1 protein-coding gene is annotated in these 606 nt (G+C 40.6%); it reads left to right on the top strand.

Going from position 1 to position 606, the window contains the following annotated elements; all coding sequences use genetic code 11:
• The coding region (locus HYQ40_11250; protein ID MBZ6528328.1) for a transposase at nucleotides 1–333 on the top strand (333 nt) is incomplete at its 5' end.
• Nucleotides 334–606: the final 273 nt, after the last annotated feature.

Raw genomic sequence — 606 nt, 5'->3', positions numbered from 1 at the left:
AAAAGAGCACAACACCGATTGGAAACGGCGACGCCTCTTCCGAAAAAAGCACTCGCTTTTGTTCGACGGCTTCAGAAACGAAAGGAAGAAGCGTGGCGTTTCTTACGGGAAGTGCATGTTCCCTGTGACAACAACCAAGCCGAACGCGATCTGCGCATGGTCAAAGTGAAAGAGAACATTTCGGGTACGGTTCGCGTAGAAACATTCGCCCAGTCTTTTTGTATCACAAGAAGCATCGTTTCCACACTGACGAAACACGAAAAAAACGTGTGGGATTCGTTATGTCTTCTGTTGACGGGTGACACGCTTGATCGCGTTCTTTCTACCACTTAGGGCATTTTCTATTACGGGGATGCCCTATTTGTGTTGCGATTCTTTACATACTACTATCGGGGTGAATAGTTACTCGGATTTTATGGTGGAAAGTCATTCTATAATTCTATTTTAGAATGTCTCTGTTAAATTTTATTGTTTGTTGATTTAGGAACATGAAGATAAGCTACTGTATTCAGAACTGTTTTTGGCAATTAAAAAATGTATGAAATGGCAAATAAGGATATTCAATAATTTGTATAAAATTGCATACCTTTTGTCGCTTGACATGGA

This window comes from Aerococcaceae bacterium DSM 111021 (assembly GCA_020112395.1).
Taxonomy (GTDB): Bacteria; Bacillota; Bacilli; order Lactobacillales; family Aerococcaceae; genus Ruoffia.
This window is presented reverse-complemented; position numbering and strand designations above follow the sequence as displayed.